The following is a 26,835-nucleotide window of genomic DNA, read 5'->3' as shown; positions in this document are numbered from 1 at the left end:
CTTCGGGTCAGGGAAGCAGGCCGCGCTCGAGGGCCAGGGTCACGGCGCGGGTTCGGCTGTCGACGCCGAGCTTGTCGTAGACCCGCAACAGGTGCGTCTTGACGGTCGACTCGCCGATCCCGAGCTGCACCGCGATCTGCCTGTTGCCGTGCCCCGCGGCGACGAGGCGCAGCACGTCCGTCTCGCGCGGAGTGAGAGCGGATGCCGCCGGCTCGGGCTGCCGCATCCGTTCCACCAGACGCACCGCGACGGCCGGCGAGAGAGCCGACTGGCCGGCGGCGACCGACCGGATTCCCGCCACGATCTCCTCGCGTGGAGCCGCCTTCAGCAGATAGCCGCTGGCTCCGGCCTCGATGGCGGCGAGGATCTGGTCGTCGCTCTCGTAGGTCGTGAGGATGAGCACGCGCGGCCCCGCGGCCCCATCGCGCGCCGCCACGATACGAGCCGTGGCTGCGACGCCGTCGAGCACCGGCATCCGGAGGTCCATGAGGATGACGTCGGGATGCGCCTCGGTGGCGAGCCGGACGGCCTCGTCGCCGTCGGCGGCCTCCGCGATCACCTCGAACCCGGGCTCGTCGGCGAGCAGACCGACCAGCCCCGCCCGGACGATCGGGTGGTCGTCGACGATGAGCAGACGGATCATGCGCGCACCGCCGCGCCAGCGCTCGGCACAGGCGACCCGGGCAGCCGAACGGAGAGCGTCGTCCCCGAACCCGCGACGGCCGTGATCTCGAGGTTCCCCCCGGCGAGTGCGACTCGCTCGCTCATGCCGTCGAGACCGTACCCGGTGCGCGGAGACGAGACGTCGAACCCGCGCCCGTCGTCCTCGACGACCAGTCGCAGGGCGCCGTCGTCCTCGCGCGTGAGCGCCACCGTGACCCGCGCGGCTCCCGCGTGCTTGCGCACGTTGGCCAGCGCCTCCTGCAGGCAGCGCAGCGCGACGACCTGCGTCTCGCGATCGGCCCCGGAAGCCGTGTCGACGACGGAGATCTCGAGCCCGGTGTCGGCGCGGAAGCGTTCGGCGAGCCGCTCCACCGCAGCGCCGAGCACGGGGTCGTCGGGGACGGCGGCGGTGCGCGCGACGATCGCACGGGCCTCGCCAAGCGCGTCGCGAGCGGCCACCTCGAGGCGCTCGACCGCGGTCGCGGCGCCGCCTGCATCCCCCGCGCGCGAACGCCGCCCGGCCTGTTCGGCGAGCATGACGATTCCCGCGAGGGTCTGCGCGAGGGTGTCGTGGATCTCGCGGGCCAGATGCTCCCGCTCGTCGGCCGCGCCCTTGTCGCGGCTGAGCGCCTCGACCTGCTGCTGCGCCCGGGAGAGCTCGTCGAGCAGGCGCGCGCGCTCGGTGCCGTATGCGGCGATCGCTGAGATCCACCACCCCATCGCGATCGAGAACGCAACCGAGAGCACCGCGACGGCAGCTGCCTCCAGCAGCGCGTCGGGAGCGAAACCGAAGCCGCCGGCATACCCGACGAGCATCCCGGCGCCGACCGAAAGCGATCCCACGACACCATCACGGCGCAACGGAGCGAAGATCCACACCAGCGGATACACGATGACCTGCATCGTCGCGAGCGAGACCTCGCCGAACGTCATCGCTGCGATCGAGACCGTCACGACGGCGAGGAACACCGCGAAGCGCCGGGGATCCTCCGCGCCGGCGGAGGGCCGCGCGATCAGATACGCCGCGAGCAGGAGCACCAGGCCCGCGACCGCCCACGGCAGCCGGTCCGTCTCTCCCGCGGCTGCGAGGATGCCCACGCCGAGGGCGAGCACGACACCGACGGCGACATCCACCCAGCTGCGACTGATCACGCTCCCATCCTGCCCCTCAGCGGATGCGCGAGCGGATGCGGGCCGCCGCGAGCACCGCGAACGCCACGGCCACGACAGCGAGCACGACCGCCGCGACCCAGACCGGGACCGTCGCCGACCCCACCTGCAGGTCGAGCCCGTAGATGCGGCTGAGCTCCTCGACCGCGCCCGGCGCCCCGCCCGCGAGGCGATCGAGTGGATCGGCGGCGAACTCGCGCCGCACGAGCATCGCCGACTGCGCGAACGGGAGCACGCCGACGGCATCCCGAACGGCGTCGGGGAACGAGCCGACGGGGATGTACGCACCCGCGACGAAGCCGGTCAGGGTTCCCACGAGGGTCGACAGTCCCGAGTACGACCCGCTCGTGCGAAGGAACGACACCACGAACGCCCAGAGCGCCGTGTAGGCGGCCACCGAGAGCACGGTCCACAGCACGATGCGGATGATCTGCCCGGCGTCGGGGAGCGTCCGCCCGGTGAGCCCGAGGTAGGCCAGCGCGACGGCGAGCACGATCAGCGTGGTGATCAAACCGATGATGAACGCCGACCCGAGGTAACCGAGCACGAGCTGCGCGCGGCGCACCGGCGAGACGAGGAAGTCGCGGAACCGTCCGGACGCGGCATCCTCGACGAACGTCGACAGCGCGCCGAGCGGCGTCGTGACGGCGGCGACGGCCACGACCCCGGCGAACATCCACGAGTCGACGAAGTCGCGGGCGGCGTCGGCATCGAACCCCGGAGTCGCGGCGAGCGAGTCCACCTGCATCTGGCCGAGGAACAGGGCGTAGAGGAGGAACACCACCAGGGCGCCGGTGAGCGAGAAGAACACCCCGAGCGGGTCCCGGTAGAACAGTCGGAGATTGCGCCCGACGTACGCCTGCACGGTCTTCATCGCGCCGCCTCCCCTGTCGCCGTCTGCCCCGTCGCCGCCTGCCCGGTGAGGGCCAGGAAGACGTCGTCCATGCGTCCATGACGGAACTCGAAGTCGAGCACCGCGTCGCCCCGTTCGGCGAGGATGCCGCGGGCTTCGGCGGCATCCGCCACCGCGATGCGCTCGTCGCCGTCGGCCGTGACGAGCGACAGGATGCTGGAGCTGTACCGCGCCCGCAGCTGCGCCGGAGTGCCGTCTGCGACGATCCGCCCGCGGTCGATGATGCAGACCTGGTCGGCCTCTTCCGTCTCCTCGAGGTAATGCGTCGTGAGGAACACGGTGAGACCGGCGCGCTCGCGCAGCTCATGGATCGTCCGCCACACCATCTGCCGGCTCGCGGGATCGAGTCCCGTCGTCGGCTCGTCGAGGAAGACGATCTCCGGGTCGTGGAGCAGCGCGCGGGCGATGTCGGCGCGGCGACGCTGTCCGCCCGAGAGCCGGGCGTAGCGACGGTCGATGAACTCGCCCAGGTCGATGATCTCGGCGAGGCGGTCGATGCGGTCGCGGATCGCCGCCGTCGAGCCGAGGTACGGACGCGCCCGCACCGTCAGGTTCTCGCGCACGGTGAGGGCGGAATCGAGGAGCGAGTCCTGGAAGACGACGCCGATCGCGCGGCGCACGGCGTCACCGTCGGAGCGCACGTCGTGACCGGCGACCTCGAGCTGCCCCGCATCCGGCTCGATCACAGTCGTGAGAGCGCTGATCGTCGTGGACTTGCCGGCCCCGTTCGTTCCGAGGAACGCGAACACGCCCCCGGCGGGCACCTCGAAGCTCACGTCGTCGACGGCCGTCACGTCGCCGTATCTCTTGGTCAGGCCGCGCACGACGGTCGGTGCGCTCGCTCTCGTGGTCATGCCTCCAGCGTGCCGGTTCCGTCGCCGGCGCGGGAGAGGTCATCCGGTCGATCCCCGTCCACCATTCGGTGGACCACGCCGCTACTCTCGAAGGGTGACCGAACGCGCACCGCTGTCCCGCAAGCTCTCCGCCATCGCCGAGTCGGCGACCCTCAAGGTCGACGCCAAGGCCAAGGCCCTGCAGGCCGCCGGCCGGCCGGTCATCTCGTACGCCGCGGGCGAGCCCGATTTCTCGACGCCGCAGTTCATCGTCGAGGCCGCTCAGCACGCCCTCGCCGACCCGGCCAACTACCGGTACACCCCCGCCGCCGGCCTCCCCGTGCTGCGCGAGGCGATCGCCGCCAAGACGCTGCGCGACTCGGGCCTCGAGGTCCAGCCCTCGCAGGTCATCGTGACCAACGGCGGCAAGCAGTCGGTGTACCAGGCCTTCCAGACGGTCGTGAACCCCGGCGACGAGGTGCTGCTGCCCGCGCCGTACTGGACCACCTATCCCGAAGCGATCGCCCTGGCCGACGGCATCCCGGTCGAGGTCTTCGCCGGCGCAGACCAGGAGTACAAGGTCACCGTCGAGCAGCTCGAGGCCGCGCGCACCGAGCGCACCACCGTGCTCGTCTTCGTCTCGCCCTCCAACCCGACGGGGTCGGTGTACACGCCCGAGGAGACCGCGGCGATCGGCCAGTGGGCTCTTGAGCACGGCATCTGGGTCATCAGCGACGAGATCTACCAGAACCTCGTCTACGAAGGCGCCCGCGCGGTCTCGATCGTCGAGGCCGTACCCGAGCTCGCGGGTCAAACGATCCTGGTCAACGGTGTCGCCAAGACCTACGCCATGACCGGATGGCGCGTGGGCTGGATGGTCGGCCCCGCCGACGCCATGAAGCTCGCCGGAAACCTGCAGTCGCACCTCAGCTCCAACGTCAACAACGTCGCGCAGCGCGCGGCCCTCGCCGCGCTCACCGGCCCGCAGACCGAGGCCGAGGAGATGCGCTTGGCCTTCGACCGTCGGCGCCGCCTGATCGTCGAGGAGCTCGCGAAGATCCCCGGCGTCGAGGTCCCCAACCCCCTCGGGGCGTTCTACGTCTACCCCGACGTCACCGGACTCCTCGGACGCTCCTGGGGCGGCGCCGAGGCGAACACGAGCCTCGAGCTCGCCGACCTGATCCTCGAGCAGGCCGAGGTCGCCGTCGTGCCCGGCGAGGCCTTCGGTCCGTCGGGCTACCTGCGCCTGTCGTACGCGCTCGGTGACGATCAGCTGCTCGAGGGCCTCCAGCGCCTCCAGCGCCTCTTCTCCTAACCCCTCCTTCTCCCGTCGAGTCGCCAAGAAACGCGGATGCCGGTACCCGACCATCCGCTTTCTCTGGCGAGTCGACGGCAGCGACGGGGTTAGAGCTCGACGCCGACGAGGACGGGCTCGGGCTGCAGGATGAGGCCGAACTCGGCCTGCACGCGCTGCTGGACGAACCGCGCGAGTGCGGCGAGCTCCTCGGCCGTCGCTCCCCCGCGGTTGGTGAGCGCGAGGGCGTGCTTGGTCGACAGGCCGGCTCGCGATCCGGGCAGCGAGAAACCCTTGCCGATACCGGCGTGCTCGATGAGCCAGGCCGCGCTCACCTTGACGTCTGGCTCGGCCACCTCACCCGTCGGCGAGACGCCGTAGTACTCGTTCAACGGGATCACCCGGTCGCTCACAGGGTCGGGTGCCACCGGCCAGCGCGGGCAGGCGTCGGGCAGCGTCCGCGCGAAGGCGGCGGTCACCACGGCGTTCTGGAAGAACGACCCGGCGCTCCACGTGTCGGGGTCGGCGTCGTCGAGCACCATCCCCTTGCTGGCCCGTACGGACAGCACGGTCTCGCGCACCCAGCGCAGCGACACCGTCGCCTCCGGGTCGAGCCCCAGGGCGCCGCGCAGCTGCGGCCCGCTGATCGCGAACTCGCCGTGCCCGACGCGGTCGAGCTCGAGCGTGATCGACAGGATGACCGCGGAACGCGCCGCGACCGATCCGTGGTGATGCTTCAGCACCGAGGTGCGGAAGCCGAGGCCCAGCTCGGATGCCGGCACGACACTGACCTCGCCGGTCGACTCGTCGAGCAGCTCGACCTCGACGAGGGTCTGCACGACCTCCTGACCGTAGGCGCCGATGTTCTGAACGGGAGCTGCCCCCGCGGTGCCCGGGATGCCCGACATCGCGGCGATCCCGCCGAGACCGGCCGCGACGGCGTACTCGACGAGGTCGTCCCACGAGTGTCCGGCCTGCACCTTCAGACGCGCGCGCCCGGGATGCGGCGACGGCAGCTCTTCGATCCCGGTCGTGCGCACGGCGACGACGGTGCCGTCGAACGGCTCGTCACCCACCAGCAGGTTCGACCCGCCTCCGACGACCAGCCAGGGCTCACCGGCCGTCCACAGCTCGCGCATCGTGGCGACGAGCTCGTCCGCCGTGCGCACCTCGACCAGGCGGTCGGGCACGGCGCCCGCGCGCAGCGTGGTCAGCTCCGCGAGGGGTCGCGGTTCGATCTCGGCCACGGTCACTCTGCGGTGCGCACGCGCACTTGCGCCTTGCCGAGCACGACGGTGCCGTCGTGGCTGACGGTCAGGTCGATGCGTGCGACGCCCTCATCGACGGCGCCCACCTTCGCGACGACGGTGAGAGTCGCGCCGGTCTCAGCATCGACGACGACAGGGCGGGTGAAACGCACGCCGTACTCGACGATGCGGCCGCTGTCGCCGAGCCACTCCACGATCGTCTCGACGGCCAGCCCCATCGTCAGCATTCCGTGGGCGAGCACACCGGGCAGGCCGACGCGTGCCGCGACGTCGTCGCGGTAGTGGATGGGATTGAAGTCGCCCGATGCCCCGGCATACCGTACGAGCGACTCGCGCGTGAGCTCGACGGTGCGTTCGGCGACGACGGACCCGACAGTCAGATCGCTCATGCGTCCTCTCCCCCGACCAGCAGCACGGAGACGGCGGTCACGACGTGGTCACCGGCGACGTCGCGGATATCCGCCTCGCTCGTCACCATCGCCCCCTTGCCGAAGGCACGGATGCCGGTGACGGTGAGCTGCGCGGTGAGCTCATCGCCCGCGACGATCGGGCGCGTGTAGCGGAATCGCTGCTCGGCGTGCACCGTCCGCTCGAGGGCGATGCCCGAGTCGGCCTCGCCCAGGAGCTGCTGCAGCGTGAGGTCCTGGATCACCATGGCGAAAGTCGGCGGAGCGACCACGTCGGTGTAACCCAGCGCACGTGCCGCTTCGGGGTCGGTGTGCTGCGGATCGGTCGCGAAGACGGCGCGGGCGAACTCGCGCACCTTTTCGCGACCCACGAGGTACGGGGCGGTCGGCGCGAAGGCGCGGTCGACCAGATCGGGGTTCACGGACACCGTCCGATTCTACCGGTGGCCCCCCGACGGCTGCGCGGCCCGCTTCGTCGCGCGTGCCGCCCGGTGCGCCTTCACGGCGCGGATCGCCATCTGAGACGCGATGAAGGTGAGGAACACGGCGAAGAGGATGTTGGCCGTCAGCGGGTTCAGCAGCGTCGCGATCCACGCCCCCAGCGCCGTGGTTGTACACGCGGCGAGCCCGACGACGAGGGCCGCGACGAGGTCGACGTTGCGTCGCCGAGCGTTGCCGACGGTTCCCGAGATCGCGGTCGGGATCATCATCAGGAGCGAGGTGCCCTTCGCGATGAGGTCGCTCGTGCCGAAGAGGAACATCAGCGCCGGAACGACGATCACGCCTCCGCCCACACCGAGCAGGCCGGCCATGATCCCCGTGAACAGCCCGAGCCCGGCGAGCCCGATACCGACGCCCCAGTTCAGCTCGAGTACCGCGTCACGCGAGGGCACCACGATGAAGAGCATCACGATGACCACGACAAGGAACCCGACGAAGCCCCACCGCAGCGCGTTCTGCGGGATCTTCGCCAGCAGCCAGCTGCCGATCTGTGCGCCGATCACGGCACCCGCGGCGAGGATGATGGCCGGGACCCAGGCGACGGATCCGGTGAGGGCGTAGGAGATGACGCCGACCGAGGCCGTGGGGACGATCGCGGCGAGGGAGGTTCCGGCAGCCAGCCGCTGATCGAATCCGAGCAGCAGCACCAGGAGCGGGACGATGACCGTTCCGCCGCCGACGCCGAACAGTCCCGACAACAGGCCGGCCGCGAGCCCGACCCCGGCACACGCCAGATAGAACCGCGCGCTCCGGCGCGCACCACGCTCGACCATCACTGCTCGACGTAATCGTCGATGAGCCAGCCGGAGCCACCCGGAACGAGCGTGTAAAGCGCTGAGAAGCTCGCGGGAACGGGGTTCTCGAGCGGAGCACCGGCGGCGTCCGCCGTCTGCGTGAAGGTCTCGACGGTTTCGACGTAGATGGTGTCTCCTTCTCGGGTCGTCGAGATGAAGCTCACCTCGTAGTCCTCGACCGAGTTGTTGAACTCGCGGGCCGCCTGGGCGAAGTCCGCGCAGTCGGACAGCCCGCCGCTCGCGAGGAACTCGGGAGTAAGGATGGCCTGGTAGGCCGCGCAGTCCATCTCGTCCCATGCGTCGTCGTACGCGTCGACGATGTCTTCGGCCGCCCGCAGATCGGCCCCCTGGACCGCCGTCGCACCGGGGCGATCGCTGCTCGGATCCAGGATCCCCACGATGAAGCGCGGAATGAACACGGCGGCGAGGACGACGAGCCCGACGAGGACGACGCCGAGCGCGACGAAGACGATCCAGAGCCGGGAACGGCGCGGAGGCGCTGCGTCGGTTTCGCCGACGGCGCCGGTCACGGCCGCTGTCGCGATCGACGGATGCGCGCCGGGATACACCGGCGCGAACCCTCCCGGCGACGGCGGGATCGGCGGCAGCGCGTCGGTCGGCGACGCCGTGTCGGATGCCGCGACCCCGTGCTGGCTCTCGGCGAGGGAGGCCTCCGTCACGGCCGGCGGTTCTTCGGGCTGAGACTCGGCCTCCGGCTCGGGCTCGACGGGGGCGTGTGTGTGCTCGGTCCACCGCGAGCCGTCCCACCATCGCAGTGCGCCGTGCCCGTCGTCGTACCAGCCCGGAGGCGTCGAACCGCTCAACTCTGCCTTCTCTCGCGTCGGGCGCAGATCCGCCTCGTTCAGACTACCGATCGGCCGAGACCGGCCGGCCGCCCGCGGCATCATCGGCCGCGCCGAGCTCGGCGACCGAATCCGGCTGCTCCGTCGCCGCCTGCTCGAACTGCGATTGGTACAGACGCCAGTAGGCGCCCTGAGCCGCGATCAGCTCGTCGTGCGAGCCCTTCTCGACGATGTCGCCGTGCTCCATCACGAGGATGAGGTCGGCATCGCGAATCGTCGACAGCCGATGCGCGATGACGAAGGAGGTCCGCCCCTCGCGCAGCGCCGACATGGCCTGCTGCAGCAGCAGCTCGGTTCGGGTGTCGACGGAGCTCGTCGCCTCGTCGAGGATGAGCACCGCGGGCTGCGCCACGAACGCGCGCGCGATCGTGATGAGCTGCTTCTCGCCGGCCGAGACGTTCGCGGCATCCTCGTCGAGGACGGTGTCGTACCCGTCGGGCAGCGAATGCACGAAGCGGTCGACACGCGTCGCGATCGCCGCCTCGACGATCTCGTCGTCGGTCGCGCTCTCGCGGCCGTAGCGGATGTTGTCGCGGATCGTGCCGGCGAAGAGCCAGGGGTCTTGCAGCACCATCCCGGTGCGCGAGCGCACGTCGTCTCGGGACAGCTCGGAGATGTCCTGACCGTCGAGGAGGATACGGCCGCCGTCGAGCTCGTAGAAACGCATGAGGAGATTGACGAGCGTGGTCTTGCCGGCCCCGGTCGGACCGACGATGGCGACCGTCTGGCCCGGCTCGACGCGGAAGGTCAGGTCGGTGATGAGGGGCTTCTCGGGAGAATAGGCGAAGCGGACATGCTCGAACTCGATCACGCCGCGGCCTCCGCGCGCCGGCTCGACATCGGGAGCGTCGGGGTCCTGCTCGTCCTCGTCGAGGAGCTCGAACACCCGCTCAGCGGAAGCCGTGCCCGACTGCACGACGGCGGCCATGCCGCCGAGCTCAGACAGCGGCTGGGTGAACTGCTGCGAGTACTGGATGAACGCCTGCACGTCGCCGAGTCGCAGCTGGCCCGAGGCGACCATCAGACCGCCGAGGACCGCGATGCCGACGTACGTGAGGTTCCCGATGAAGGTCATGCCCGGCATGATGAGGCCCGAGAGGAACTGCGCCTTGAAGGCCGCTTCGAAGAGCTCGTCGTTCTCGGCCTCGAACTTCTCGCGGGCGTCTCGTTCGCGACCGTACACGCGGACGAGGGCGTGCCCCGAGAACGACTCCTCGACACGAGCGTTCAACCGGCCGACCTTGCGCCACTGCACCGCGAAGGCCTTCTGCGACCGCGGCCCGATGACACCGAAGATCACGGCCATGAGCGGCAGCGAGACGAGCGCCACGAGCGCCAGCTGCCACGAGATCGAGAACATCATGAACAGCACGCCGACCACCGTCAGCACGCTCGTGAGCGCGGTCGAGAGGGACTGCTGCATCGTCTGCGTGATGTTGTCGATGTCGTTCGTGACCCGCGAGATCAGCTCGCCGCGCTGGACCCGGTCGAAGTACGACAACGGCAGCCGGTTGATCTTCGCCTCGACCGACTCGCGCAGACGCCACATCGTCCGCACCATGATGATGTTGATCACGAAGCCCTGCAGCCAGGTCAGCACGGCGGAGCCGACGTAGATCGCGAGGACGGTGACGACCACCCACTTCAGCCGGTCGAAGTCGACGCCCGCGCCCACCTGGAAGTTCTGCATCGCCCCGACGATGTTGGCGACATCCGTCTGCCCTGCGGCGTTGAGCGCCGCGACGACGTCCTCCTGGCTCGTACCCGGGGGGAATTGCGAGCCGAGGTTCGCGGAGACGACGCCCTCGAAGATGAGGTTGGTGGCATCGCCGAGCACGCGCGGGGCGAGGACGGCGAGAACCACGCCGACCGCACCGAGAACCGTCATGAGACCGAACACGAGGGCATAGGGGCGCAGCAGACCGATCATCCGCAGGAAGCTCGGCCCGAACTTCGCCGCCTTGCCGGGAGCGACACTGTCCCAGCTGCCGGAGTTCTGACGAGCCTGTTCCGCGAGCTCGAGCTCGGCGCGCTCCTCGTCGGTGAGGTTCTCGGCGCTCATGCGTCCACTCCCAGCTGCGATTCGACGATCTCGCGATACGTCTCGTTGGACTCGAGGAGTTCTTCGTGCGTACCGAGACCCGCCATCCGGCCGTCGTCGAGCACGAGGATGCGGTCGGCACCGGTCACCGTGGAGATCCGCTGTGCGACGACGATCTTCGTGACCTCCGGCAGTTCGCGCCACAGCGCTTCGCGCAGTCGCGCGTCCGTGGTGAGGTCGAGCGCGGAGAACGAGTCGTCGAAGACCAGGACGTCGGGGCGCCGCACGATCGCTCGTGCGATGGCGAGCCGCTGGCGTTGCCCTCCCGAGACATTGGTGCCGCCTTGCGCGATGCGCGCTTCGAGGCCTCCCTCCATCTCCGCGACGAAGTCGCGCCCCTGCGCGATCTCGAGTGCCTTCCACAGTTCGTCGTCGGTCGCGTCCTCCCGCCCGAACCGGAGGTTCGACGCGACCGTGCCGGTGAACAGGAACGCGCGCTGAGGGACGTAGCCGATGCCGCTCCAGAGCAGGTCGAGGTCGGCCTCGCGCACGTCGACGCCGGCGACCGTCACCGATCCCCCGGTGACGTCGAACAGCCGGGGTATGAGCGAGACGAGCGTGGTCTTGCCCGACCCCGTCGACCCGACGACGGCGACCGTCTCGCCGGGATCCGCGCGGAACGAGATGCCCTGCAGCACCGGCGTCTCGGCGCCCGGGTAAGTGAACGCGACGTCGTCGAACACGATGGCGCCGGGCTCGGGGAACTCCCGCACGGGCGAGGCGGGACGCTCGAGCGCATCCTGAGAGGAGAGCACCTCGCCGATCCGGTCGGCGGAGACCGCGGCGCGCGGGATCATGATCGTCATGAACGTCGCCATGAGCACGCCCATCAGGATCTGGCCGACGTACTGCATGAACGCGAACAGCGTGCCGATCTGCACGTTGCCCTGATCGACCTGGATGCCGCCGAACCAGATCACGCCGACGACCGTGACGTTGAGCACCAGCATCGCCAGCGGGAACATCAGCACGAACAGCGACCCGACCTTGCGCCCGACGATCATGATGTCGGTGTTGGCACCGCGGAATCGCTGCTCTTCGATGCGCTCGCGGACGAACGCCCGCACGACCCGGACGCCGGTCAGCTGCTCGCGCATGATGCGGTTGACGTTGTCGAGCCGGGTCTGGAACTGGCGGAACAGCGGCACCATGCGGCCGATGATGAGCCCGGCGACCACGAGCAGGAGCGGCACAGCGACCCCGATCAGCCAACTGAGCCCGACATCCTGCTGCAGCGCCATGATGACGCCGCCGATCGCGAGCATCGGAGCTGTGACGAGCATCGTGGCGCCCATCATCGCGAGCATCTGCACCTGCTGCACGTCGTTCGTGTTGCGGGTGATGAGCGTGCCCGGACCGAAGCGCGACACCTCGCGCTCGGAGAAGCCGCTGACCTTCTCGAAGACGTCGCGTCGGATGTCGCGTCCCGCGGCCATCGCGGCACGGGCAGCGCACAGCGTCGCGATGACCGACGCGACGATCTGCCCGAGCGCGATGACCAGCATGATGGCCCCGCGCGACCAGATGTAGGCGGTGTCGCCTCGGGCGACGCCGTTGTCGATGATGTCCGCGTTCAGTCGAGGCAGATAGAGCGAGGCCATCGCCGAGCCGAACTGGAACACCAGCACGCCCAGGAGCAGCCACCGATAGGTGCGCAGATAGCGGAACAGGAGCTTGCCGAGCATGGGTCTCCTTGAGCGAGTCGACCGGACGGTTCATGGTAGCGCCGGGCTCCGACACGCGAACGACCGTGGATCCTCACAGCCGCCGCCGATGCCGGATCGGTACCGTCGGTGCCATGACGACCGGCAGCTCCGTGCCCCCGCTCTCGATCACCGACGGTCTCCAGAACTTCACGCCACAGGAGCTCCGGAGCCTGCGCGACGAGTTCCAGCAGTTCCTCCTGGAGTACCGCTTCGGCATGCAGGAGATCGAGACGAAGCTGCAGATCCTGCGCGACGAGTTCCAGCAGCTGCACGATTACAACCCCATCGAGCACCTCTCGAGCCGGCTGAAGTCACCCGACGGCATCGTGGAGAAGGTCGTCCGGAAGGGGGTCGAACCCGAGTTCGCGTCGATCCGCGAGCACATCACCGACATCGCCGGCGTCCGCGTCACCTGCAGCTTCACGCAGGACGCCTATCGCCTGTTCGACCTGCTCACGGCCCAGGACGACATCGAGGTCCGGACCGTCAAGGACTACATCGCTGAACCCAAGCCCAACGGCTACAAGAGCCTGCACGCGATCGTGGAGGTGCCCGTCTTCCTCTCGACCGGACGCATCACCGTGCCCGTCGAGGTGCAGTTCCGCACCATTGCGATGGACTTCTGGGCGAGCCTCGAGCACAAGATCTATTACAAGTTCGCCGCGAACGTGCCGGCGGAGCTGACCGCGGAGCTGAAGGATGCCGCCGAGACGGCGGCCGAGCTCGACGCGAAGATGGAGCGCCTGCACCGCGAGGTGCGGCACCGTCCCCGCGTCGTGCGCATCTGAGCGCGCGACGCGGGGACGCGGGGATCAGTCCTCCGAGACCGTGATCTCGACGGGGATGTTGCCGCGGGTCGCGTTCGAGTACGGGCACACCTGGTGCGCGGCGTCCGCGAGCTCCTGGGCGACCTCGCGCTCGACGCCGGGCAGCACGACCTCGAGGACGACCGAGAGCGAGAACCCGCCGGCATCCGTGGGGTGGATCTGCACCTGGCCGCCGACGGCCGAGTCGGTCACGTCGATCTTCTTGGAGCGCGCCACCATCTGCAGGGCGGAGTGGAAGCAGGCGGCGTAGCCGGCGGCGAAGAGCTGCTCGGGGTTCGAGCCGCTGCCCGAACCCCCCATCTCCTTCGGAATGGCCATCTCGAGGTCGACCCGGCCGTCCGTGGTGCGGACGTGCCCGTTGCGGCCGGCGCCCGTCGAGAGTGCTTCGGCGGTGTAGAGAGCGCTCATGCGTGCTCCTCCTTCATTTCCTTTTCGGGGGTGGTCTTCGTCGCGCGGGTATCCGCGCGCAGATCGGTGGCGGTGTCGCGCATCCCGTCCGCCAACTCGGTGAGGGCGGCGATCAGCTGCCGGGCACCATCGACGGTGACGCCCATCCCCTGCGCGATGCAGGCGGGCACGTGGGCGAGCTCCGAGCGCAGTTCGCGGCCTCGGGGGGTGAGCGACACGGTCACGACGCGCTCGTCGACACTGTCGCGACCCCGTTCCACCAGGCCGTCACGCGTCATCCGGCGCAGCAGCGGCGACAGCGTGCCGGAATCGAGGTCGAGCGCCTGGCCCAGGTCGCTGACGCTGCGGCCGTCGCGGTTCCACAGCAGCACGAGCACGAGGTACTGCGGGTAGGTCAGTCCGTGCGGCTCGAGGAGAGCCGCTTACGCCTTCGTCGTTGCCCGCGACGCGGCGTAGAGCGAGAAGCAGACCATGTGCTGCGTCGGTTCCATACATGCACTGTACACAACTAGGTTGTGCGCAATCAATATGCTGGAAAAGTGCGCCGGCAGCCGCGGCCACCGGCGCACTCGTCAGCGATGACGTCAGGGCGTGGGCATTCCGCCGTTGACGTTCAGGGTCTCCCCCGCGACGTAGCTCGACTCTGCCGACGCGAGGAACACGTAGGCGGGCGCGAGCTCCGCCGGCTGACCCATACGTCCCAGCGGGGTCTCCTCGCCGAAGCTGTCGATCTTCTCCTGCGGCTGGCCGTCGCTCGGCTGGAGCGGCGTCCAGATCGGCCCCGGCGCCACGGCGTTGACGCGGATGCCCTTCGGCGCGAGCTGCTGGGCGAGCGCCTTGGTGAACGTGTTGATCGTCGCCTTCGTCGAGGCGTAGTCCACGAGCGTCTCGGACGGCGAGTAGGCCTGGATCGACGTGGTGTTGATGATCGAGGCACCTGCCGGCAGGTGCGGCAGCGCGGCCTTGGTGATCCAGAACATCGCGTAGACGTTGGTCTTGAAGGTGTCGTCGAACTGCTCGTCGGTCAGATCGGCCAGCTCGTACTGGAAGATCTGCTTGCCGCCGTTGTTGACGAGGATGTCGATGCCGCCGAGCGCCGAGACCGTGTCGGCGACGAGCGAGCGGCAGTACTCCGGGTCGCGCAGGTCGCCGGGAAGCTGCGCCACCGTCACACCCGCATCCTTCAGGATGCCGGCGATGCGCTGCGCGTCCTCTTCCTCCTCGGGAAGGTACGAGATGGCCACGTCGGCACCCTCGCGCGCGAAGGCGATCGCGGTAGCGGCGCCGATTCCCGAGTCGCCGCCCGTGATGAGCGCCTTGCGCCCGGTCAGGCGGCCGCTGCCACGGTAGCTCTCCTCGCCGAGATCGGCCTTCGGCGTGAGGTCGGCGTCGAGGCCCGGCTCGTCCATGTGCTGCTTCTCGGGCTCGATGTCCGCGTACAGCTCGGCGGGGTTGACGAAGGTGTACTGGTCACGGGACATGGTGTCTCCTTCCATCGGTCTTCCTGGGGGTGGTCGTCACTCGGGTCCGTCGATCAGGCGATCGACGGAGACCCGAACGTGTGGATGGGGCGGCCGGTCGCGCCGGGTTCGAGGCGGAGGATGCCGCCCGAGAGAGGATGCCGCTGCAGCTGCTCCTCGGTGAGGTTCTCGCGCGCCGATCCGACGAGGAGGACGTCGAGGTCGGGCCCGGCGAACGCGACGGAGGTGATGTTGGGCACGGGCATCGTGCTCTCCTCGACGAGGTCTCCGTCGGCGCTCCAGCGCGCCACCATGCCCTCGCCATAGAGCCCGTTGAAGAACGAGCCGTCGGTCGCCATTACCAGCCCGTCACTCGACCGGCCGACAAGGTAGGGCTCGAGCTCTCCGAGCTCGCCGGCGGGACCGTAGGACGCGCGGTAGACGGTCGAGGTCGCGGTGTCGGTGATGTACATCGTGCGCCCGTCGTCGGACCACTCCATACCGTTCGCGATTCCGTAGCCGCCGCCGAGCACCCGCACGTCGCCGTCCGGGTCGACCGACCATACCGCCGCATCGGGGTCGTCAGTCGTGAGCTCCATGGCGCCGACGATGAAGCGGCCGAACGGGTCGACCTTGCCCTCGTTCAGCCGCATGCCGTCGTGGCGGTGACGCAGCGAGGCGAGGTCGCGCTCGATACGGCCGTCCGCGTCGAGAAGGACGACGCGGTCCTTCAGTGCCGCGATGTAGCCGCCTCCGGCGGCCGGCTGCACCGCCGATAGCGGCGGGGGCAACTCGACGACCCGGTCGTCGCTGCCGTCGACCGCCCCGTCGAGCGGGCCGCGATGCAGCAGCCCTGCGGTGATGTCGACCCACACGACCTCGTCGGTGCGGTCGTCCCACCAGATGCTCTCGACGAGCACGGCACGAGTGTCGCGGAACACTCCGATCTCATCTGCCACGGAGGGCCTCCTCGGGGACGACGTCGCGGATGGTGAGGACCGTCGCGATGAACGCGAGGTGGCTGAGGGCCTGCGGGGTGTTGCCCCAGGCGGTGCCGTCGTCAGCGTCGATCATCTCGGCGTAGATGCCGACGTCATTCGCGAGGGCGACGAGCTGGTCGACGAGGTCGAGCGCCTCGTCATGCCTGCCGACGCACGCCAGCGCCTCGGCGCGCCAGAACGCGCAGGCGACGAACGTCTTCTCCTCCGCCGACACCCCGCTGTAGCGGTACAGCAGCGGGCCGGCGCCCAGTTCGTCGGTGAGGGCGTCGATCGTCGTCGACATCCGCTCGCCGCGGTCGAAGCCGGTGGGCGCGTGCAGCAGCACGGAGGCGTCGAGCTCGTCCGAACCCGCGTAGAAGGCGTAGGCCGACTTCGCCTCGGACCAGCAGTTCTCGTCGATCCAGAGCCGGATGCGCTCGCGCTCGGCCTTCCACCGCTCGGCGCTCCCGGGGATCGCGCCGCTCTCGGCGAGCGCGACGGCGTCGTCGAGGGCTTTCCAGCATCCCATCTTCGAGGAGGTGTAGTGCCGTTCCTCCGGCAGCTCCCACATTCCCGAGTCGGGATTGCGCCACAGGTCGCAGGTGCGGTCGGCGACGCCCGCCAGCATCCGCCCCGTACCGATGTCCAGGACGTTCCCCGCATCGACGTACGTCCGGCAGATCGCCATGAGGTCGCCGTAGACGCCGAGCTGAAGCTGCTCGCGCGCTGGATTGCCCGTGACGACCGGACCGACGCCTCCCCAGCCGGGCACGGGGTAGTCCTGAGCATCGGGCACGAGTTCGCCGCCTAAGGTGTACATGACGTGCAGCTCGGGCCCGTGCTCGCGGATGGTGCGCAGCATCCATGACAGTGCCGCGTGCGTCTCCTCGCGGAGACCGAAGCGCACGAGCGCGTGAGCGGTGTAGGCGAGGTCGCGCACCCAGGCGTAGCGGTAATCCCAGTTCTTGCCGCCCTCGGGATTCTCGGGCAGCGACGTGGTGGCGGCAGCGGCGATCGCGCCGGTGGGACTGAAGATGAGCAGCTTGAGGGCGAGCGCGCTGCGCTGGATGCGTTCCTCCCAGGGGCCTTCGTACGAGAAGACCTCGGACCAGTGCCGCCAGTTGTCGATCGTCCGGTCGATGCCGACGTCGACGTTACGGGGGTCGGGAAGGTGCAGGGGCTCGTCGTGCGTCGCGGCGAGCGCGATGAGGTGACGCGAACCCTTCGAGGCGGTGAACGAGCCGGTCAGGCGGGGGCCGCTCGTGCCGTCGGGATCGGGAGCCTCGGGCCCGTGCTCGAACCCCACGACGACGAGAGCGGTCTTGCCGCTGCGGATGACGTCGCCGTGCTGAGTGCGCTCGATCCAGGGCGACGCCGTACGCAGCGAAGTACCGGGATGGATGCGCCAGGCCATCGGCACGGTGCCCTCGAGCCCGTCGATGCGACGAGCCAGCTCCGCCCACGGCATCCGCCCGGCGACTCCCGACACCATGGCGTCGGTGACTCTCACGGACCCGCGAGCCGTTGTGAACGTCGTCTCGAGAACATTGGTGTCGGGCACGTACCGACGGGTGGTCTCGAAATCCTCCGTGGGCGCGAGCTCGAGATATCCGCCCGTCTCGCGATCGAGCAGGCGCGCGAAGACGGGCGTCGAGGTCAGATCGGGGAGCGGCAGCCAATCCACGCTGCCGTCGAGACCGATCAGCGCGACGGTGCGGCCGTCGCCGATCGGCGCGTACGACTCGATCCCCGGGGTCACATGCCCTCGTCGTTGATGTCGCCCTCGCCGTCCTCGCCGAGTTCGGCGATGACCGGGTCGTCTCCCTGGGTCTCCGGCTGGGCGTATCCCGTGGGCAGGTCCTCTGCGGGGATCTCGTCTTCGTCCGACGGGATGTGCGCCGGGTCGTCGCTCGTCGCCGTCGCGACATCGAGTTCGGCGGGGTCGACGCCGGAGTCGAGCGCCTCGTCGATCGCGTCGGTGCGGTCCCACTCGCGCTGGGCCGGGTCGAGGTCGGGGTCGGCCACGCTGGTCGCATCGCCGTCGCGCAGCGGCTGGATGCCGGCATCCTCGGCTGCGGCGGGGCGGGCGAGGTCGTCGTTGAATGCGTTGGACATGCCTCCACGATGCGGCGGGGCGGCGAATCCGTCGAGCCACTTGCACCGGGCCGGAGTGCGCGGTAACGCGCGCACCCCTCGATCGCTCAGGTGCCGTCGGTAGGCTGGCACGCTCCGTCCCCGCTCTTCCCGGAGGTCCCCCATGCCCGTCGCCCGAATGCTGCTGGATGCCGGACGCGGCGCTCTCATCGGAACCGTCGAGATCATTCCCGGAGTCAGCGGCGGCACCGTCGCGCTCATCATCGGCGTCTACGAGACGCTCATCGAGTCGGCCGGCCACCTCGCCCGCGGGGTCGCCCGTGGTGTCGCGGACGGCGTGCGAGGCCGCGGGCTGACGCGCGCTCGTGCCGAGTTGGCCGCCGTGCGCTGGTCCGTCGTGCTGCCGGTCGGCATCGGCATGATCACCGCCGTCCTCGTCGCGTCCGCCGTCCTCGCCCCGATCATCGAGGCCGAGCCCGTCGCCTCACGCGCCTTGTTCGCCGGGCTCATCCTCGCGTCGCTCGTCGTGCCGATCCGCATGGTCGGCGGCCGGTGGCGGATGCGCGAGTACGCCGTCGCCCTCGTCGGCGCGGTCGCCGGCTTTGCCCTCACGAGCCTCCCCCAGGTCGACCCCCTCGACCCTCCTCTCCCGGTCGTCGCACTCGCGGCGGCGTTCGCCGTGTGCGCTCTGGTGCTGCCCGGCGTCTCGGGGTCGTTCCTCCTGCTGGCCGTCGGGATGTACGCGCCGACGCTGGCCGCCGTCAACGAGCGCGATTTCCTCTACCTGGGCGTCTTCATCCTCGGCGCCATGATCGGTCTCGGCCTGTTCGTCTCGGTGCTGCAGTGGCTGCTCGTCCACCGTCGGCGCATCATGCTCGCGACGATGACCGGCCTCATGATCGGCTCGCTCCGGGCGCTGTGGCCCTGGCAGGAGGGCGGCGCCGTCCAGGCCCCCGGGCCCGACGCGCTGCCGGCGCTCCTCCTGGTGGTGCTCGGCGCGGCGGCGGTGGGCGGCGTGCTGCTGATCGAGTCGGCCGTGTTGCGGCGGGCCGCGCGGCGCCTCGAATCCGGAGCCGCGGGCTAGCACACGGCGGTCCGATCCGCCTCCCCCTCGGCTCATCGGACCCGACGTGTGAGCGTGGAGACATGATGTCTTCGATCGCCGCCGCTGCACGCACGCTGACCGACGACTCCCCTCAGCTCCTGCTGCGTGGGTACCGATTCGGCGACCGCATCTGGAGTCGCGTACGGGCTGGCGCCCGCTCGGCTCCGATGGGCCTGCTCGGCGACCCGACCGTCTTCGTCCGCGGCGCGGAGGGCGTCGAGGTGTTCTACGACGAGGAGCGGGTCCGGCGCCACGGGGCGATGCCCGGAATCGTGCAAGAGACCCTGTTCGGGCATGGTTCGGTTCACAGCCTCGACGGCGAGGACCACCGGCACCGCAAGGCGACCTTCCTCGACGTCGCCTACGAGGACGAGCAGGTCGAGCGTCTGCGTCCGCTTCTGGCTGCCGAATGGCAGGGCGAGCTCGACGACTGGTTCGCCGGCGGGGAGCGTTCCGCCTACGACGCGGCGGTGGGCGCCTTCGGCCGCGCCGTCATGCGGTGGGCAGGACTCCCGGGAACGCCCGCGGCGAAGACGCGGTGGGCGGCTCGTCTCGCCCAGATCGTCGACGGCTTCGGCGTCCCCTACTCCCCCGAGTACCTCCTCGCCTGGATCAATCGCCGCTGGTCCGACCGGCACACCCAGCACCTCATCGAGGCGGTGCGCGACGGCGACCTCGAGCCCGAGCCCGGAACGGCCCTGCATGCATGGGCCTGGCACCGGGACCGCGCCGGTGTCCTGCTGTCCGCCCGCCTGGCCGGCATCGAACTGCAGAACAGCATGCGTCCGATGATCGCCGTCGCGCGCTTCGTGGCGTTCGCCGCGAAGGAGCTCCACGACCGTCCGGAGTGGCGCGATCGCATCGCCGCGGAGGCGGCCGAGCGTGAGACGCTCGACGGCGGGCCTCTCGCCGTGGCGTTCGCGCAGGAGATCCGGCGCACGGCCCCGTTCGTCCCCATGCTCCCCGCGCGTGCGGTCGCCGATATCGAACTCGACGGCCAGAGCGTCGCGGCGGGTGGCCGCGTCGTCCTCGACATCCTCGGCACCAACCTCGATGAGAACTCGTGGGAGCGTGCCGACTCGTTCGCGCCCGAGCGTTTCGTCGGCGTCGACGACTACGAGGCTCTCCCCGCATTCATCCCCCACGGCGGTGCCGATGTCGCGACGGGCCACCGCTGCCCTGGCGAGAAGCTCGCGATCGCCGGACTCGCGACGGCGATCACGGCGATGAGCCACCCGGATGTCACTATCCTCGACTCGGGTCTCGACGTGAACATGCGCCGGTTGCCCACCAAGCCGGCGTCGGGCGGGCGCGTGCGGGCGACGGGCACCGGCGGCGGCTGCCCGTTCCACCGGCGCTGACGCGTCACCGGCAGACGACGTGTCCCCCGAAAGGCCGACTCGACGGACCGGCGGGGAGGCCCTAGCGTCGATGACGTCGACGATCTTCCCCCCGGATCGTGGAACGCCCCGCATCCTCCGATGACGGGGCGTTCTGGTTTCTGCGGGACGCGCGGCGCCACGTCATCCGATCGGATGAAATCCTGCGCGGAAATTCAGCCCATACGTAGCTCGCAAATGGCACCGTTGCGCCCCGATTTCACTGCTTCACCGGCCATTTTCCCTCGAGGTGGACGGATGGTCGGCGCGCCCCAGCATCCTGCCACGCGAGGCATGATCGTGACGTCGGGTGCGATCCAGCGCTGATGGGGAGCAGGGCGGGCCTGCTCGATCCCTCGGCCGCGAGTTAGGTCCTCGTCTCGCGTCCGACCTGCGCCCGGGACTCTGGAGGGGTCCCGGGCGCCTTCTCGTTCCCGCGGACTTTCGCGCGCGGTTGCCGTTGCCGAATACGACAAAACCCCCGGTGCGTCCGGGGGTTTTCATCTGTAGCAGGAGCGGGGCTTGAACCCGCGACCTCACGATTATGAGTCGTGCGCTCTCACCAACTGAGCTACCCTGCCGCATCGCATCCGAGGATGCTGCGAGCCCCGAGTCAGGATTGAACTGACGACCCCTTCCTTACCATGGAAGTGCTCTGCCACTGAGCTATCGGGGCGTGCTACCCGCAAGCGGGCAACTAGAAGAGGATACCATCTCGGCGGCCTCACTTCGAATCAGGTCAGCGCTTCGTGTGCTCTTCGAGCCAGGCGATCGGGTCGATCTGCGTCGTCCCGCCGAGGAGCACCTCGAGGTGCAGGTGCGCGCCGGTCGACTTGCCGGTGCTGCCGACCTGTCCGATGATCTCGCCGGGCTCGATCGTGTCTCCGACCTTCACCCGCAGCGAGCCGTACTGCATGTGGCCGTAGCGCGTCGAGACGAGCTCACCGTCGATGTTGTGGTCGATGACGACGGTCACGCCGTAGTCGCCGCCTGCCTCGGTCGCGATGCGCACGGTTCCGCCCGCGACGGCGTGGATCTCAGCCCCGGCCCCCGGCGTCAGGTCGACACCGCGATGCGGGCGGGAGAACTCGGACAGGTACGAGACCGAGCCGAACTGCGCCGAGATCGGAACCCCGACCGGGAACGGCCACTGGATCGCGGCGTTGGGGTCGTTGACCCACGTACCGGCGAAGTTGGTCACACCCGAGTCGGCCGCGATCTCCGAGACGGACGTCACATCGAAGGTGTCGCTGCGATCGAAGGTGACGCCCGTGTTCGGAGACGAGACGTACGCCTGGATCTCTTCGGGCTCGATCGACGCGGATGTCCGGGGCGCCTCGGCCGTGATGTCGCGACCCGTGTCGCCCGAGGCGAAGACGGCGGCGGCAGGGCTCGTCAGGCCGACGGCCAGGAGACCGACGGCGGCGACGGCGCTCATCGAGACGGATGCGGCAGCAACTCGCTTGCCCACGCGACGCAGGCGACCCGGACGCGCGACCGTGACCTCGCGGGTGCGCTGCTGGTGCTCGGCGATGGACTCCTCGCCCACCTGCACCGGGGTCTGCGCTGTGAAGGAGAACAGCCGCGCGGCGAACTCGAACTCGTCGACGTCGTGCGCGTCGGACGGCTTGCGCGTCTCATCGCTCGCGTGCGCGTCGCTGTGCGAGCGCGCGTCATCGGCATCCGGCGTCTCGGTCGTCGCGGAGTCGACCGCGGCCGGGCCGAACGACTCGCCCTGCGCGGCGGCATGCTCGGCGGCCGGGCGGGTGCGACGACGGCGGGATGGCGCGACGAAATCCGGTCCCGCGTAAGCGTCGCCGTCCACGACGGTGAGGACCATCTCGTCGGCTACGGTCTCGCTGGTCGCGGCGGCCTGCGAATCGACGGCTTCGACGTCCGGCGTCTGCGGTGCCTCGTCGATCGTTGCGACGTCATCGGCCGGAACGGCGGCGACCTTCGCGGCGAGCTCAGCTTCAGCTGCCAGCCGCCGCCACTGTGCCCGGGTGAGACCGGCAGCCCGCGTGAGTCCCGCCGAGGCTTCCCCTGCCGAGGGTCGCGAGGACGCGGCCTCAGTGGGAGTGGTCTCAGAAGTCAAATCGCAGGCTCTCGAAAACAGCGCGCGCTCGTGCGCAGCGGAACAGTCCGGGTTGCGTTCGATCCCTCGGCTCGGGTTCCGAAGATAACGAACGGGTAAACACTAACGTCTTACAGCTGGGAACGCGATCCACGCGTCAGCTTTCGTGGAAAACCCGTTCGGTCAGCCGACTGTGGAGCGACGACGACGCGGCGATCGTCATGGTACGGCCGGGCCGCTCGCCGGGCATACCGGTGACGACGCCGCCCGCCTCGGCGACGAGAAGCGCCCCGGCGGCGTGGTCCCACGGCTGCAGCCCACGCTCGACGTAGCCGTCGAGACGCCCCGCCGCGACGTAAGCGAGATCGAGCGATGCGGCGCCGGCTCGGCGGATGTCGCGAGCGACCGGCATGATCCGCCCGAGTCGCGCGAGGTCGCCCGCGTGCGTCGCCGGGTCGTAGCCGAAACCCGTCGCCAGGAGGGCACCGGCATCCGTCGGCTCGGACACCGCCAGGCGCGCATCCCCGAGCCACGCTCCCCCGCCCGCGGTCGCCCGGAACATCTCGTCGACAGCCGGCGAGAAGACCGCCGCCACGACCGCCTCCCATCGCTGAGGATCGGGTTCACCGTCGACGACCGCGATGCTCACGGCGTAATGCGGGATGCCGTAGGCGTAGTTGACCGTTCCGTCGATAGGGTCCACGACCCAGGTCAGCCCGCTGGCGCCGCGCTCGGCGCCGGACTCCTCGCCGAGGAAACCGTCATCGGGGCGCGCATGTGCGATGCGATCGCGGATGAGGAGCTCGACCTCGCGGTCTGCTTCGGTGACGATGTCGGCGAGCGCCGACTTCGTCGCGGCGATCGCGACTCCCTCGCCGCGGCGTCGGCGCGCGAGCGCACCCGCCTCGCGGGCGATGTCGACGGCCAGGTCTTCGAGCTCTCGGGCATCCACCATGCCTCCACGCTACGCGGTCGTGCCGGAGGCCAGCCTCGAAGCCGGATCGCCCAGGTCGAGGACTCGGGGTTCGATCGCCTGCAACGCCTCCTCATCATGCGTGGCTCACACCACCGCACCGCCCTGAGCGAGATGACCGGTCAGCAGCTCTCGGAGCGCGCGGGCGGAGCTCCCCCCAGATCAATCCCGCCCAGTTAGCGAGGTCGAGCCCAATGAGGATGACGGCGCCGGCCGCTGTCTGCGACGGCACCCCGAACCGGGGCAGGCGAAGTGTCGTCAGGGCAGCAGCGACGATCCATGCGTGGGGCAGATCCACGATCACCGGCGCACCTCGCTCCGAACCGCCGGCATACGTGACAGCGAAGCTAGTGACGACACGGACATCAGCGCGTCGGCAGGAAGTCGCTCTACCGGAAGCTGACGAGTCCGAAGCGCGCCGCCGTGATGAGAACCTGCACCCGGTCGCGGGCGTTCCACTTCAGCATGATGTTGCTCAAGTGGGCTTTGACCGTTCCTTCGGATACGTGCATCGAACGGGCGATCTCGCCGTTGGACTGGCCCGCTGCCAGATATCGCACGATCTCTGCCTCGCGCGCCGACAGCTTCTCCGACTCGGTAGGCAGTCGCAATGCACCGGTTTCAGCTGTCTGCAGGGCTCGGATCAGCTAGGGCGGCCCTCCTCGGTGGAGCTTTCGACTCCCGGCGTGAGGGGCGAGAATGGGTGGTGACGGCAGCCCTGCCCATCACCTGACGTGCGGCCGCGGAAGGCCTCAGCGCGGGGCGATGGGCTGGTCGGGCAGCGGCGGAGGCGGCGGATAGTCCCCGTACCCGGGCTCGGCGTGGGCCGCCTGCTGCGGCGGGGCCACCTGCGGTGCGGGGGCGGACTGCTGCGTCGGCGCGGGGGCCTGCGGCGCCGGCTGCGCGGGAGCGTAACCCTGCGGGTAGGTGGGGCGCCCCGTGTAGTACGCCTGCCAGTCGGGCGATCCGTCGGCGAGGACGGGGAGAGGCGTCCGGCCATCGGCGTAGGTCGGCCATGCCGGGGCAGCCGGCTGAGGAGCGCGAGGCATCAGTAGCGCGTTCACGAGGGGCACGAGGGCCGTGCCCACGGCGGCGAGGATCGTCAGTGCGACCACGACCCGCCAGTAGATCGGCAGGAAGTCGAACCACTCCCCTCCGACCAACGGCACGATGAGCATGACGGCCACGATGCCGAGGAAGGCGATCGTCACATAGGTGACGATCGACAGGAAGGTCGTGGGGTTGCGCAGGTAGGCCTTGGTGAAGAGTCGCAGGTGCAGCAGCGCCAGCTGCAGGATGAGCAACACCAGCAGGAAACGCATGAACCGCTCGTACCCCCAGCCGAAGCTCTCGGTCGGGGATGGAAGCCAGATCATGACGGCGCCCACGAGCAGCGCCCCGACCCACGTGCCCATACTCGTCAGAGCGAACCACGCCGGGCGACGACCCGCGAGGTGCGACTCGAGGATCGCGATGCCTGCGAAGCCGGCGAGCAGCAGGACTGTCATGAACGCGCGGGCGACGATCCCGGTGCCCGACCCGATCAGCACCCAGACGACGCAGACGATCGCCGCCGCGATGAGCGCGCCGATAGCGACCCAGATCGCGGCTCGCAGCAGCTTGTTCGATTCCGGAGATGTGATGGGTTTGCTCATCGACAGGGTTTCCTTCCGCGCTGACACCTCACATCCTGGCACGCGCGAACGTTCCGTGCGGGGCTGAGAGGATTCTGTGGTGAACCCACCCCGAGAGCCTGGCCTTGAGTTCGACGCATCCGCGACGCGCACCTTCTTCCGCACGCGTCGCGCGGCGCTGATCCTGGTCGCGATCGTCTCGGTGAGCACGACCGTTCAGGTGCTCGCAACGCCGATCACCGCAATGATGGCTGGCCCCGTCGATTGGCCCTTCGACATATCGATATCGCTGCTGTGCGTCATCCTCGCCCTGGCATGCGTGGCCCAAGCCTCGGCTGTCCTCCTGAGCGATCGGTGGCCCCGCATCGCGGTCTTCGCAACCGTGGCCGTCTACCTCCTCCTCCTCGGCGCCTTCGACATACCGAACTGGCTCATCGGCATGTATCTCGTCGTGGCACTCGCGCAGTTCCTTCTTGCCCGCCGGGTCTCGGCCGGCTCGGCCGTCGTGTGCTTGCTCGGCGTCGTGGTCGCCGGAATGGGCGGGCTCTTCACCTGGGCCGTCTTCTACTCGGGTGATGTCGGTACCGCCCTGAGCTTCATGGCGAACGAGTTCTTCCGCTTCACCGCGCCGGCCCTCGGTGCGACCGCCCTGGGGATCTGGTGGGGCGCCCAGGTGCGTCAGGTGACCCTGGCTCGCGAGCAGGCCGAGCTCGCGCGCCAGGAGCACGACGCGCGGGTCAACGACGCGCGCGAACGCGAGCGCGCCCGCATCGCGCAAGAGCTGCACGATGTCGCGGGCCAGCACCTCGCCGGGCTCGTGACGCTGGCCGACGCCGCTATCTCCCTCGCACCGGCACGCCCCGACGAAGCCATCCGCCTGGTCGGCGAGGTGCGCAACGAGGGCCGATTCGCCGCCGCGAGCCTGGCGGGTGCGCTGAGCGACCTGCACGCCGCCGACGCAGCTGGTCCCGCCGAGACGACCCGCGACCTGCGTCGCGCCGGCGAGCTCGTGGAGTTCTGGTCGCAACGCGGCATGCCGGTCTCATTCGACCTAAACGGGGCCGTGTCCGATCTGCCCGCCGTCGTCTCGACCACCGCCTACCGCGTTCTCCAGGAGGCACTGACGAACGCGGCGAAACACGCCCCCGGAGCGCCGGTCACCATCTCGGTGACCGTGACCGAGGAGGAGCTCCATGCCCGCGTCGTCAACCAAGCACCCGGCACTGATTCGATGCCCGTTCCGGGCCTCGATCTCGGCTGGGGCCTGCGCGGGATGCGCGAGCGCGTCGAGCTGTTGCGCGGCACACTGTTCGCAGGGCCGACGCCGACCGGCGGATGGGATGTGCGGATCGCGATCCCGATCGACCCGATCGCCTGACAAGGAGAAC

The 26,835-nt window shown here is 69.7% G+C and carries 26 protein-coding genes and 2 tRNA genes; 5 read left to right on the top strand and 23 right to left on the bottom strand.

All coding sequences use genetic code 11. From position 1 onward, the window contains the following. Nucleotides 1-7: 7 nt before the first annotated feature. The 4 genes from VC184_RS03840 to VC184_RS03825 are packed head-to-tail and all read right to left on the bottom strand — an operon-like array spanning nt 8 to nt 3,600. On the bottom strand, nt 8-643 hold the full coding sequence (locus tag VC184_RS03840) for a response regulator (RefSeq protein ID WP_112616828.1): 636 nt from the start codon (nt 641-643) through the stop codon (nt 8-10). Beyond that, nucleotides 640-1,815 (bottom strand): sensor histidine kinase, encoded by a 1,176-nt coding sequence (locus VC184_RS03835; protein ID WP_274178516.1) that lies wholly within the window; start codon nt 1,813-1,815, stop codon nt 640-642. Before VC184_RS03835 ends, VC184_RS03840 begins: the two co-directional genes overlap by 4 nt. A 16-nt stretch (nt 1,816-1,831) precedes the next feature. Further along, nucleotides 1,832-2,707 carry an ABC transporter permease gene (locus tag VC184_RS03830; RefSeq protein WP_269267410.1) on the bottom strand — a complete coding sequence of 292 codons (876 nt, stop codon included), beginning with the start codon at nt 2,705-2,707 and terminating at the stop codon, nt 1,832-1,834. Beyond that, on the bottom strand, nt 2,704-3,600 hold the full coding sequence (locus VC184_RS03825) for an ABC transporter ATP-binding protein (protein ID WP_323987317.1): 897 nt from the start codon (nt 3,598-3,600) through the stop codon (nt 2,704-2,706). The genes VC184_RS03830 and VC184_RS03825 overlap by 4 nt, the downstream gene beginning before the upstream one ends. Before the next feature lie 94 nt (nt 3,601-3,694). Here VC184_RS03825 and VC184_RS03820 point away from each other — a divergent pair, with 94 nt between their 5' ends. Beyond that, nucleotides 3,695-4,894 carry a pyridoxal phosphate-dependent aminotransferase gene (locus VC184_RS03820; protein WP_323987316.1) on the top strand — a complete coding sequence of 400 codons (1,200 nt, stop codon included), beginning with the start codon at nt 3,695-3,697 and terminating at the stop codon, nt 4,892-4,894. A gap of 89 nt (nt 4,895-4,983) precedes the next feature. Here the strand turns inward: VC184_RS03820 and VC184_RS03815 are convergent, their stop codons facing one another. The 7 genes from VC184_RS03815 to VC184_RS03785 are packed head-to-tail and all read right to left on the bottom strand — an operon-like array spanning nt 4,984 to nt 12,492. Continuing rightward, nucleotides 4,984-6,120, bottom strand: a complete 1,137-nt coding sequence (locus VC184_RS03815) for a UDP-N-acetylmuramate dehydrogenase (RefSeq protein ID WP_274178512.1) — start codon at nt 6,118-6,120, stop codon at nt 4,984-4,986. A gap of 2 nt (nt 6,121-6,122) precedes the next feature. After that, complete coding sequence (locus VC184_RS03810; protein ID WP_112616814.1) at nt 6,123-6,530, bottom strand: MaoC/PaaZ C-terminal domain-containing protein; 408 nt, start codon at nt 6,528-6,530, stop codon at nt 6,123-6,125. Continuing rightward, nucleotides 6,527-6,976: an FAS1-like dehydratase domain-containing protein gene (locus tag VC184_RS03805; protein WP_274178511.1), complete on the bottom strand. Its 450-nt coding sequence runs from the start codon at nt 6,974-6,976 to the stop codon at nt 6,527-6,529. The genes VC184_RS03810 and VC184_RS03805 overlap by 4 nt, the downstream gene beginning before the upstream one ends. 9 nt (nt 6,977-6,985) lie before the next feature. Next, nucleotides 6,986-7,822, bottom strand: coding sequence for a sulfite exporter TauE/SafE family protein (locus VC184_RS03800; RefSeq protein ID WP_274178549.1), 837 nt, complete (start codon nt 7,820-7,822; stop codon nt 6,986-6,988). Beyond that, entirely contained in the window at nt 7,822-8,667 is an 846-nt protein-coding gene (locus VC184_RS03795; protein ID WP_323987315.1) for a DUF2510 domain-containing protein, read from the bottom strand. Before VC184_RS03795 ends, VC184_RS03800 begins: the two co-directional genes overlap by 1 nt. A gap of 43 nt (nt 8,668-8,710) precedes the next feature. Beyond that, nucleotides 8,711-10,768 (bottom strand): ABC transporter ATP-binding protein, encoded by a 2,058-nt coding sequence (locus VC184_RS03790; protein ID WP_274178510.1) that lies wholly within the window; start codon nt 10,766-10,768, stop codon nt 8,711-8,713. Next, a complete protein-coding gene (locus VC184_RS03785; RefSeq protein WP_114588120.1) occupies nt 10,765-12,492 on the bottom strand; it encodes an ABC transporter ATP-binding protein in 1,728 nt (575 codons plus the stop codon). Before VC184_RS03785 ends, VC184_RS03790 begins: the two co-directional genes overlap by 4 nt. A gap of 113 nt (nt 12,493-12,605) precedes the next feature. On the opposite strand from VC184_RS03785, the gene VC184_RS03780 reads away from it, so the two are divergent. After that, nucleotides 12,606-13,301, top strand: a complete 696-nt coding sequence (locus tag VC184_RS03780; RefSeq protein ID WP_112616804.1) for a GTP pyrophosphokinase — start codon at nt 12,606-12,608, stop codon at nt 13,299-13,301. Nucleotides 13,302-13,325: 24 nt separating this feature from the next. Here the strand turns inward: VC184_RS03780 and VC184_RS03775 are convergent, their stop codons facing one another. From VC184_RS03775 to VC184_RS03750, 6 genes are all read right to left on the bottom strand, one after another. Then, entirely contained in the window at nt 13,326-13,748 is a 423-nt protein-coding gene (locus tag VC184_RS03775) for an organic hydroperoxide resistance protein (protein ID WP_282502171.1), read from the bottom strand. Then, the gene (locus VC184_RS03770; protein ID WP_323987314.1) at nt 13,745-14,125 is read right to left on the bottom strand and encodes a MarR family winged helix-turn-helix transcriptional regulator; all 381 of its coding nucleotides are present in this window, start codon (nt 14,123-14,125) and stop codon (nt 13,745-13,747) included. The genes VC184_RS03775 and VC184_RS03770 overlap by 4 nt, the downstream gene beginning before the upstream one ends. Nucleotides 14,126-14,332: 207 nt before the next feature. Beyond that, nucleotides 14,333-15,229 carry an SDR family oxidoreductase gene (locus VC184_RS03765; protein WP_112616993.1) on the bottom strand — a complete coding sequence of 299 codons (897 nt, stop codon included), beginning with the start codon at nt 15,227-15,229 and terminating at the stop codon, nt 14,333-14,335. A gap of 53 nt (nt 15,230-15,282) precedes the next feature. Then, entirely contained in the window at nt 15,283-16,167 is an 885-nt protein-coding gene (locus VC184_RS03760) for an SMP-30/gluconolactonase/LRE family protein (RefSeq protein WP_282502170.1), read from the bottom strand. Continuing rightward, nucleotides 16,157-17,947, bottom strand: a complete 1,791-nt coding sequence (locus tag VC184_RS03755; RefSeq protein WP_282502169.1) for a glycoside hydrolase family 15 protein — start codon at nt 17,945-17,947, stop codon at nt 16,157-16,159. Before VC184_RS03755 ends, VC184_RS03760 begins: the two co-directional genes overlap by 11 nt. After that, complete coding sequence (locus VC184_RS03750) at nt 17,944-18,303, bottom strand: sugar ABC transporter ATPase (RefSeq protein WP_112616796.1); 360 nt, start codon at nt 18,301-18,303, stop codon at nt 17,944-17,946. The genes VC184_RS03755 and VC184_RS03750 overlap by 4 nt, the downstream gene beginning before the upstream one ends. A 142-nt stretch (nt 18,304-18,445) precedes the next feature. On the opposite strand from VC184_RS03750, the gene VC184_RS03745 reads away from it, so the two are divergent. Both VC184_RS03745 and VC184_RS03740 read left to right on the top strand, forming a co-directional pair. Continuing rightward, nucleotides 18,446-19,366 carry a DUF368 domain-containing protein gene (locus VC184_RS03745; protein ID WP_282502168.1) on the top strand — a complete coding sequence of 307 codons (921 nt, stop codon included), beginning with the start codon at nt 18,446-18,448 and terminating at the stop codon, nt 19,364-19,366. A 62-nt stretch (nt 19,367-19,428) separates the two neighbouring features. After that, entirely contained in the window at nt 19,429-20,748 is a 1,320-nt protein-coding gene (locus tag VC184_RS03740) for a cytochrome P450 (RefSeq protein ID WP_323987313.1), read from the top strand. Nucleotides 20,749-21,273: 525 nt separating this feature from the next. Here VC184_RS03740 and VC184_RS03735 read toward each other — a convergent pair. From VC184_RS03735 to VC184_RS03710, 6 genes are all read right to left on the bottom strand, one after another. Next, nucleotides 21,274-21,347: transfer RNA gene (locus VC184_RS03735), tRNA-Met, on the bottom strand. A 23-nt stretch (nt 21,348-21,370) separates the two neighbouring features. Then, a tRNA-Thr gene (locus VC184_RS03730) sits at nt 21,371-21,442 on the bottom strand. Between the two features lie 63 nt (nt 21,443-21,505). Next, nucleotides 21,506-22,861 carry a M23 family metallopeptidase gene (locus VC184_RS03725; protein ID WP_282502167.1) on the bottom strand — a complete coding sequence of 452 codons (1,356 nt, stop codon included), beginning with the start codon at nt 22,859-22,861 and terminating at the stop codon, nt 21,506-21,508. A gap of 136 nt (nt 22,862-22,997) precedes the next feature. Next, nucleotides 22,998-23,795, bottom strand: coding sequence for an inositol monophosphatase family protein (locus tag VC184_RS03720; RefSeq protein WP_282502166.1), 798 nt, complete (start codon nt 23,793-23,795; stop codon nt 22,998-23,000). Between the two features lie 407 nt (nt 23,796-24,202). Next, a complete protein-coding gene (locus VC184_RS03715; protein WP_282502165.1) occupies nt 24,203-24,373 on the bottom strand; it encodes a response regulator transcription factor in 171 nt (56 codons plus the stop codon). 192 nt (nt 24,374-24,565) lie between these two features. Next, complete coding sequence (locus VC184_RS03710; protein ID WP_323987312.1) at nt 24,566-25,468, bottom strand: hypothetical protein; 903 nt, start codon at nt 25,466-25,468, stop codon at nt 24,566-24,568. Nucleotides 25,469-25,547: 79 nt separating this feature from the next. Here VC184_RS03710 and VC184_RS03705 point away from each other — a divergent pair, with 79 nt between their 5' ends. Continuing rightward, nucleotides 25,548-26,825 carry a sensor histidine kinase gene (locus VC184_RS03705; protein WP_274178494.1) on the top strand — a complete coding sequence of 426 codons (1,278 nt, stop codon included), beginning with the start codon at nt 25,548-25,550 and terminating at the stop codon, nt 26,823-26,825. Nucleotides 26,826-26,835: the final 10 nt, after the last annotated feature.

The sequence above is a fragment of the Microbacterium plantarum genome (genome assembly GCF_035231185.1).
Lineage (GTDB): Bacteria > Actinomycetota > Actinomycetes > Actinomycetales > Microbacteriaceae > Microbacterium > Microbacterium plantarum.
The sequence above is the reverse complement of the archived record's forward strand: the minus strand, read 5'-3'. Positions and strand labels throughout refer to the sequence as shown.

Bases quoted from the DNA above. Each gene is read 5' to 3' on its own strand.
- VC184_RS03840 (WP_112616828.1), bottom strand. From the start codon at position 643: ATGATCCGTCTGCTCATCGTCGACGACCACCCGATCGTCCGGGCGGGG.
- VC184_RS03830 (WP_269267410.1), bottom strand. From the start codon at position 2,707: ATGAAGACCGTGCAGGCGTACGTCGGGCGCAATCTCCGACTGTTCTAC.
- VC184_RS03825 (WP_323987317.1), bottom strand. From the start codon at position 3,600: ATGACCACGAGAGCGAGCGCACCGACCGTCGTGCGCGGCCTGACCAAG.
- VC184_RS03810 (WP_112616814.1), bottom strand. From the start codon at position 6,530: ATGAGCGATCTGACTGTCGGGTCCGTCGTCGCCGAACGCACCGTCGAG.
- VC184_RS03800 (WP_274178549.1), bottom strand. From the start codon at position 7,822: ATGGTCGAGCGTGGTGCGCGCCGGAGCGCGCGGTTCTATCTGGCGTGT.
- VC184_RS03790 (WP_274178510.1), bottom strand. From the start codon at position 10,768: ATGAGCGCCGAGAACCTCACCGACGAGGAGCGCGCCGAGCTCGAGCTC.
- VC184_RS03785 (WP_114588120.1), bottom strand. From the start codon at position 12,492: ATGCTCGGCAAGCTCCTGTTCCGCTATCTGCGCACCTATCGGTGGCTG.
- VC184_RS03780 (WP_112616804.1), top strand. From the start codon at position 12,606: ATGACGACCGGCAGCTCCGTGCCCCCGCTCTCGATCACCGACGGTCTC.
- VC184_RS03775 (WP_282502171.1), bottom strand. From the start codon at position 13,748: ATGAGCGCTCTCTACACCGCCGAAGCACTCTCGACGGGCGCCGGCCGC.
- VC184_RS03765 (WP_112616993.1), bottom strand. From the start codon at position 15,229: ATGTCCCGTGACCAGTACACCTTCGTCAACCCCGCCGAGCTGTACGCG.
- VC184_RS03750 (WP_112616796.1), bottom strand. From the start codon at position 18,303: ATGTCCAACGCATTCAACGACGACCTCGCCCGCCCCGCCGCAGCCGAG.
- VC184_RS03745 (WP_282502168.1), top strand. From the start codon at position 18,446: ATGCCCGTCGCCCGAATGCTGCTGGATGCCGGACGCGGCGCTCTCATC.
- VC184_RS03740 (WP_323987313.1), top strand. From the start codon at position 19,429: ATGATGTCTTCGATCGCCGCCGCTGCACGCACGCTGACCGACGACTCC.
- VC184_RS03720 (WP_282502166.1), bottom strand. From the start codon at position 23,795: ATGGTGGATGCCCGAGAGCTCGAAGACCTGGCCGTCGACATCGCCCGC.
- VC184_RS03710 (WP_323987312.1), bottom strand. From the start codon at position 25,468: ATGAGCAAACCCATCACATCTCCGGAATCGAACAAGCTGCTGCGAGCC.